Origin of the sequence: Microbacterium sp. K35, from assembly GCF_004794375.1 — a bacterium.
Classification (GTDB): Bacteria; Actinomycetota; Actinomycetes; order Actinomycetales; family Microbacteriaceae; genus Microbacterium; species Microbacterium sufflavum.
In genome coordinates this window covers 1-6,234 of record NZ_SSDM01000103.1, presented here as the reverse complement: position 1 = coordinate 6,234, position 6,234 = coordinate 1, and the positions used below count along the sequence as shown (strand labels likewise).

Here is a 6,234-nt window from a genome sequence, read left to right as displayed (position 1 = left end):
TGGGCGAGCCGCCGGTGGCCCGAGTCCTCCGCGGTCGCCCAGCCGAGGTACACGGTGCCGGCGGGGTGGCCGCCCTCGGGGCCCGGGCCACCGACACCCGTGGTCGAGACGCAGATGTCCGCCTCGAACAGCCGCAGGGCCCCGGTGGCGAGCTGCTCGGCGCACGCCGCGGAGGTGGGGTCGGTTCCCGGCGTGAGACCGAGCACCCGCTCCTTGACCTCGGTGAAGTAGGCCACGATGCCGCCCGCGAACCAGTCGGACGCGCTCTCCCCGGCGCCGATGGTGTTCGCGAGCCGCCCGGACGTGAGCGACTCCGCCACGCTCACCCGCAGACCGCGGGTGCGGGCGAGCTCGCTCAGCCGCTCCAGCTCGGGCGTCTCGTTCGGCGCGGTCATCGCTCGCTGCTCTCGGACGTGCGCGTCATGGGCGATCCTCTCATCTCGGTCGTCGCGCCACGCGTCCCGCCGCGGCGCCTGATCCGACGGTAGGGGACGGGGCGACACGGACGCAGGGGATTGACAAGGAGAGCGACGGCGTCAAGCCCCTGCCGGTGGTCGTCCGGTCCGGCGAGGGTCGGTCCATCGGACATCGCGAGGAGGCGGACATGGGAGAGCAGACGCGGGACACCGCGGGGATGCGCGCGGTCTTCTGGACGTGGGCGGGCATCATCGCGGTCGGGCTGGCGATCATGATCGCGCTGCCGCTGGGAGGTCGATGACCGTGCGGAGCCGGATCAGGGATCACGCCCTCAGCCTGTTCTTCCTCGCGCTGTTCGCGGCGGCGCTGATCGGCCAGTCGATCGCCGGATACCTGCGCAACAACGACGAGCTCGTGGAGCACGGGCAGGCCACGATCGGCTTCCTCGACTTCGTGTGGTCGTCGGACTTCGCGGTCGACGTGGCCGAGAACTGGCAGTCCGAGTTCCTGCAGTTCTTCCTGTTCATCGCTGCGACGATCTGGTTCGTGCAGCGCGGTTCACCCGAGTCGAAGAAACCGGGAGACGAGGGTCCGGGGAGCGACGCGGATCAGCTGGTGGGACGCCACGCCCGCCCTGACTCCCCGCGATGGGCCAGGGCGGGCGGGTGGCGCGCCGCCGTGTTCGGCAACTCGCTGCTGATCGTGATGGGGGCGGTGTTCCTGCTGTCGTGGTTGGCGCAGTCGCTCGCCGGGACCGTCGTGATGAACGCGGAGAACGCGCAGCACGGCGCGGCGGCGATCACCTGGCTGGACTACGTGGTCTCGCCCGACTTCTGGGATCGGACGCTGCAGAACTGGCAGTCCGAGTTCCTGGCCGTCGGCACCATGGTCGCGTTCGCGATCTACCTGCGTCAGCGCGGGTCAGCCGAATCGAAGCCCGTGGGGACGCCGCATCACACCTCGGCGTCGGAGTCCGACTGAGGCGCGCGCTCGCCGTCGCCGTCGTAGTCGGGGCGCGGCGGCTGCAGCGGCTGGTCGGAGTACTCCCCGCCGAGGCGTCCGCCGTAGGGGCGCCCGTGGTCGGCGAACTCGTCGCGGGCGAAGACCAGCTCCCACGGGCCGACCGTGAACCGCGAGCCGGTGCGCAGCGTCTCGGTGCGCTCGCCGGGGTGCGTGGCGTCGGCGTCGGGGTTCGAGTTCATCTCCCCGTCGGCGTGCAGTGTCACCACGTACTCGTCGCGGTCGTCGTGCACCACCGTGGCGTGCACGGGCTCGGTGTCGGCGAGGCGCAGCTCGTTGCCCGCCGCCGATCCGATGCGCACCTCGTCGACGTCGAGGGCGAACTCGGTGCGCTCGTCGTCGCGGCGCACGCGCAGGCGCGGGTTGCCGGCGCCCCGTTCGGCGTGGGTGGTGCCGGGCGTGTAGCCCTCGTCGGGACGGTCGTCGATGTGGCGTGCGTTCATGGCGGTGCCCTCCTCGGGTGTCATGGCCCCGAGGCTAGTCCGCTCCGGCTTCCCGCGCGCGGGGCTTGACTTCCGTGCCTCGCGCGCTCCAGGCAGCCACTCGGCCCGCGGAGTTGCGGCCCGCCCGGGGCGAGGGCTTACGCTACCCCCAGGGCACGATCCCGGCGGTGGCCGGGCGGGAACCGGATCGACCGAGGAGCATCACCCGATGGGCAAGTTCATCTACGAAGGAAGCGTGAAGAGCGAGATCGAGGATCGCGCCCTCACGCACCTGCAGCTCGTGATCACGGCGAAGCTGCGCCGGGGGGAGCCGTTCCCGTTCAGCTGGCGTGAGGACGCGAGCGTGGGCGGCGGACGCACCACGGTGTGGATCCAGCCGGGCAGCTCGCTCGTCTTCAAGTACTTCGGCAGCCGGCAGCCCTCGATCAACCGCGCCTGGATCGAGGCGCTCGCCTTCACCGCCAACGCCCCCAGCGGCCTGTACCTGGTGCCGGAGCCCGCGGAGGCGGGCGAGCAGCCGGGCGGAGACACCCCGGTCACACCGCCGCTCTGAGGTGTCAACCCCCTGCCCCCGGTCGGCGGTTGCCGTGATGCTCGATCCGAGCACGACACGACAGCCACTCGACACAGGAGGAGCGGACATGACCGACACCACCCGCGACAGCGGCCTCACTGACCCCCGGCACGCGCACCGCGAGGAGGGCTTCCCGGCGCAGAGCCAGGATCAGCCCGGACTCACCGAGCGCACCACGCCCGAACCCGACCACGGCGAGTCCTCGTACGTGGGCCACGGACGGCTCGAGGGGCGACGCGCGCTCATCACCGGCGGTGACTCGGGCATCGGCCGCGCGGTCGCGATCGCCTTCGCCAGGGAGGGTGCCGACGTCGCGATCGTGCACATGCCCGAGGAGCAGGACGACGCGGAGGACACGCTGGCCCTCGTGCGCGAGGCCGGACGCACCGGCGTCAGCATCCCCGGCGACGTGCGGGACGAGGCCTTCGCGACCGACGCGGTGCACCGGGCGCGGACCGAGCTCGGCGGACTCGACGTCCTGGTGCTCAACGCCGCCTACCAGCACGACATCGACGGCTTCGAGAACCTCGACACCGAGAAGATGCGCCGCGTGTTCGACACGAACCTCGCCGGGCTGATCTTCTCGGCCCGCGCCGCCTTCCCCGACCTGGAGCCCGGCGCCAGCATCATCGTCACCTCATCGGTGCAGTCGGCGCAGCCCTCGCCGGGGCTGATTGACTACGCCATGACGAAGGCCGCGCAGGTCGCGTTCGTGAAGGCGCTCGCCGAGGAGGCGGGCCCGCGCGGTATCCGCGTGAACGCTGTGGCGCCCGGGCCGATCTGGACGCCGCTGATCCCCGCTACCGGGTGGGGTCCCGAGCGCCTGGAGACCTTCGGGCAGGACACCCCGCTCGGACGCGCCGGACAGCCGGCCGAACTCGCCGGCGCCTACGTGTTCCTCGCGTCGGAGGAGTCGTCGTACGTCTCGGGCACGGTCGTCGCGGTGACCGGGGGCAAGGCCCTCTGAGGCCCCATCGAGCTGCGTGGGCGGCGGGGCGACGGGCTCCCGCCGCCTAAGCTCGTATGGTGCAGAAACCCGCGGCATCCGGCACCCTCGTGGGGGTCTCGCTCGTCATCGGCTCGTGCCTCTCGCTGCCGTTCGGGGCCGCCGTCGCCGCGCAGCTCTTCCCCGTCCTCGGCCCCTGGGGCGTGACCTCGCTGCGGGTCGCGATCGCCGCGGTGCTGCTGGTCGTGCTCGTGCGCCCGAGGGTGCGGGGGTGGACGCGGCAGCAGTGGCTCGCGGCCGTGCTCTTCGGGGTGTCGCTCGCCGCGATGAACGGCTTCTTCTATGCCGCCATCGACCGCATCCCGCTCGGGCCGGCCGTGGCGATCGAGTTCCTCGGCCCGCTCGTGCTCGCGGCCGTGCTCACCCGGCGGCTCGCCGATGCCGTCTGGGTCGCGGTGGCCCTGCTTGGCATGGCGCTGCTCGGCATCGACGGCCTGATCGGCGCGGATCCCCTCGACCCGCTCGGCGTGGTGTTCATCCTGATCGCGGCCGGCTTCTGGGTGATGTACATCCGGATGAGCGCCCGCGTCGGAGCCCTCATCCCCGGAAGCAGCGGGCTCGCGATGGGGCTCGTGGTGGCGGCGGTGCTGCTGATCCCCGTGGGGGTGCCCGCGGCCGCGACGGTCGCCGCCGACCCGTCGCTGCTGCTGCTGGCCGCGGTGACGGCCGTGCTGTCGTCGGTCATCCCGTACAGCTTCGAGCTGGCGGCGCTGCGTCGCCTGCCGCAGCGGGTGTTCGGGGTGCTGCTGAGCCTGGAGCCCGCGTTCGCGACGCTGGCCGGATGGCTCCTCCTGGGGCAGGACGCGACGGTGCTGCGGCTGCTGGCCGTCGCGCTCGTGATCGCCGCGAGCGTGGGGACGACCCTCGGCGTGCGCCGGGACCGGAGGGGTGAGGAGCCGTCCGGCCCCTTCACCGCCCCGATCCCGCTGCCTGACTGACCCCGAGGTCACGCGCGGGCGGCGGCGGGCTCCGGCAGGGGGAACCGCCGGCGGAGCACCACGCGCTGCACGAGCGTCCACACGACCGTGACCGTGAGGTAGAGCGCGGCCGCGAGCGGGACGAACGCCGCGAACACGGCTGTGAGGTAGTGCAGCGCCGACATCGCCCGCAGCACCCCGGGCGAGCTGAGCGGCGAGTCGTCGCCCTCGACGGGCGCGGGGCGGAACACGCGCCGGGTGACCTCGGCGACCGCGATCATCACCGCCAGCAGCACCCCGAACACCGCGAACGTCGCCGGGGTCGCGGTGCCGCCGAACAGTGCGGAGACCAGGCTCGCGCCCAGCGGGGCGCCGAAGAGGTCGTGGGCCAGCAGGTCGTTCGGGTGTCCGGCGATCTCGGGTCGCAGGAACAGCGTGTAGAGCAGCCCGACGACCGGGGCCTGGGCCAGCACGGGGAGCATCCCGGCGAACGGCGAGGTGTTCTCGGAGCGGTAGAGCTCCATCATCTCCTTCTGCAGCCGCTCGGGGTTCTTCTTGTGCCGACGCTGCAGTTCGCGCAGCCGGGGAGCGAGGCGCGCCCTGGTCTGCTCGGCCCTCGCCTGCGAGATGCCGACGGGGATGAGGAGGGCACGCACCAGGAGCGTGACGAGCACCACGGCGAGGGCCGCGGCGGACGGGCCGGCGAGGGGCTCGAGGGCGGTGGAGAGGCCGGTCAGGGCCGTGTAGGCCGCGTTCAGGAGCGCGGCGAGGGGAGGGAAGGCGAAGATGTCCACGGGTGTCCGTTCGTGAGGTCGGGAAGGGTCGGCGAAGGCCGCGCGCTCCCGTCGGAACGGGCTACGCGGCGATCGCGACTCCCGGCGCCCGCGGACGCGGATGCCCCGCGGCATCCGGGTCGCTCTGCGGCAGCAGAGTGCCGACGTCGATGGCGCGGAGGGGATGCGGGGCGTCGGCCTCCGGTCGCTGGCGCACGCTCAGCACGACGGCGAGGGTCAGCGCGGTGACCGCGAGGAGGGCCACGGCGAGCCCGAGCGCGGTGGCATCGGGAAGAGCGACGAGCCCGAGCGCGGCCGCGACGATGCCGAGCATCTGCCCGATCCACTGCCGCATGTGCACACCCCGCTCTCTGCCACCGAGGCTAGCAGGGGGCGTCGTCCCGCCCGCGGCCGTCCGCCGCGGGCGTAACGTCGAAGCATGAGCGACCTGCGCACCCTGTTCGGCATCACGCACCCGATCGTCCTCGGTCCCTTCGGCGGGCTGTCGTCCGTCGCGCTCACCGCGGCCGTGAGCAACGCCGGGGGCCTGGGGTCGTTCGGCCTCTATGGCTACGACGGCGACCGTATCCGGGCGACCGGGTCCGAGCTGCGCGCCGCGACCGACCGGCCGTTCGCGCTGAACATCTGGTTGCCGACCGGCGACGAGGTCGAGCCCAACCCGCAGCACACGGTCTTCGCCCAGGCGCTCCAGCCGTTCTACGAGGCCGTGGGGGTCGCCGTGCCGACGCGGCCGGAGCGCTACGTCCCGCCGCTCGACGAGCAGCTCGACGCGATCTGGGCGGTCGCCCCGGCGGTGCTCAGCGTGGTGTTCGGCGTGCCGTCGCCCGAGGTCGTCGCGGAGGCTCACGACCGGGGCATCCGGATCGTCGGCACGGCCACGACGGTGGCGGAGGCCGTCGCGCTCGCCGAGGCCGGTGTGGATGCGGTGGTGGCGACCGGAGCGGAGGCCGCCGGACACCGGGTGTCGTTCCTGCGTCCCGCCGAGGAGTCCCTGGTGGGGACGTTCGCGCTCGTGCCGCAGGTAGTGGATGCGGTCGGGGTGCCGGTGATCGCGGCGGGCGGC

General features: G+C 73.0%; 9 protein-coding genes. 5 read left to right on the top strand and 4 right to left on the bottom strand.

Annotated features, from left to right (window positions below; genetic code table 11):
- A partial coding sequence (locus DW299_RS02795) for a CinA family protein (protein ID WP_136035563.1) occupies positions 1-395 on the bottom strand: 395 nt, incomplete at its 3' end.
- Positions 396-714: 319 nt separating this feature from the next.
- Here DW299_RS02795 and DW299_RS02790 point away from each other — a divergent pair.
- Positions 715-1,398, top strand: coding sequence for a DUF6766 family protein (locus DW299_RS02790; protein WP_168443062.1), 684 nt, complete (start codon positions 715-717; stop codon positions 1,396-1,398).
- Here DW299_RS02790 and DW299_RS02785 read toward each other — a convergent pair.
- A complete protein-coding gene (locus DW299_RS02785) occupies positions 1,371-1,904 on the bottom strand; it encodes an FHA domain-containing protein (RefSeq protein ID WP_240744624.1) in 534 nt (177 codons plus the stop codon). The genes DW299_RS02790 and DW299_RS02785 overlap by 28 nt on opposite strands.
- Positions 1,905-2,088: 184 nt before the next feature.
- Between DW299_RS02785 and DW299_RS02780 the strand changes: the two genes are divergently transcribed.
- The 3 genes from DW299_RS02780 to DW299_RS02770 all read left to right on the top strand — a co-directional run bounded on the left by DW299_RS02780 (position 2,089) and on the right by DW299_RS02770 (position 4,398).
- Positions 2,089-2,433: a DUF7882 family protein gene (locus DW299_RS02780; protein ID WP_136033177.1), complete on the top strand. Its 345-nt coding sequence runs from the start codon at positions 2,089-2,091 to the stop codon at positions 2,431-2,433.
- Between the two features lie 88 nt (positions 2,434-2,521).
- Positions 2,522-3,421: an SDR family oxidoreductase gene (locus DW299_RS02775; RefSeq protein WP_136035562.1), complete on the top strand. Its 900-nt coding sequence runs from the start codon at positions 2,522-2,524 to the stop codon at positions 3,419-3,421.
- Positions 3,422-3,480: 59 nt separating this feature from the next.
- The gene (locus tag DW299_RS02770) at positions 3,481-4,398 is read left to right on the top strand and encodes an EamA family transporter (RefSeq protein ID WP_136035564.1); all 918 of its coding nucleotides are present in this window, start codon (positions 3,481-3,483) and stop codon (positions 4,396-4,398) included.
- Between the two features lie 8 nt (positions 4,399-4,406).
- Here DW299_RS02770 and DW299_RS02765 read toward each other — a convergent pair whose 3' ends face one another.
- Both DW299_RS02765 and DW299_RS02760 read right to left on the bottom strand, forming a co-directional pair.
- Positions 4,407-5,171 (bottom strand): YidC/Oxa1 family membrane protein insertase, encoded by a 765-nt coding sequence (locus tag DW299_RS02765; RefSeq protein WP_136035561.1) that lies wholly within the window; start codon positions 5,169-5,171, stop codon positions 4,407-4,409.
- Between the two features lie 61 nt (positions 5,172-5,232).
- A complete protein-coding gene (locus tag DW299_RS02760) occupies positions 5,233-5,505 on the bottom strand; it encodes a DUF6412 domain-containing protein (protein WP_136035560.1) in 273 nt (90 codons plus the stop codon).
- Between the two features lie 84 nt (positions 5,506-5,589).
- Between DW299_RS02760 and DW299_RS02755 the strand changes: the two genes are divergently transcribed.
- The coding region (locus DW299_RS02755) for an NAD(P)H-dependent flavin oxidoreductase (RefSeq protein ID WP_136035559.1) at positions 5,590-6,234 on the top strand (645 nt) is incomplete at its 3' end.

Bases quoted from the DNA above. Each gene is read 5' to 3' on its own strand.
- DW299_RS02780 (WP_136033177.1), top strand. From the start codon at position 2,089: ATGGGCAAGTTCATCTACGAAGGAAGCGTGAAGAGCGAGATCGAGGAT.
- DW299_RS02760 (WP_136035560.1), bottom strand. From the start codon at position 5,505: ATGCGGCAGTGGATCGGGCAGATGCTCGGCATCGTCGCGGCCGCGCTC.
- DW299_RS02790 (WP_168443062.1), top strand. From the start codon at position 715: ATGACCGTGCGGAGCCGGATCAGGGATCACGCCCTCAGCCTGTTCTTC.
- DW299_RS02785 (WP_240744624.1), bottom strand. From the start codon at position 1,904: ATGACACCCGAGGAGGGCACCGCCATGAACGCACGCCACATCGACGAC.
- DW299_RS02775 (WP_136035562.1), top strand. From the start codon at position 2,522: ATGACCGACACCACCCGCGACAGCGGCCTCACTGACCCCCGGCACGCG.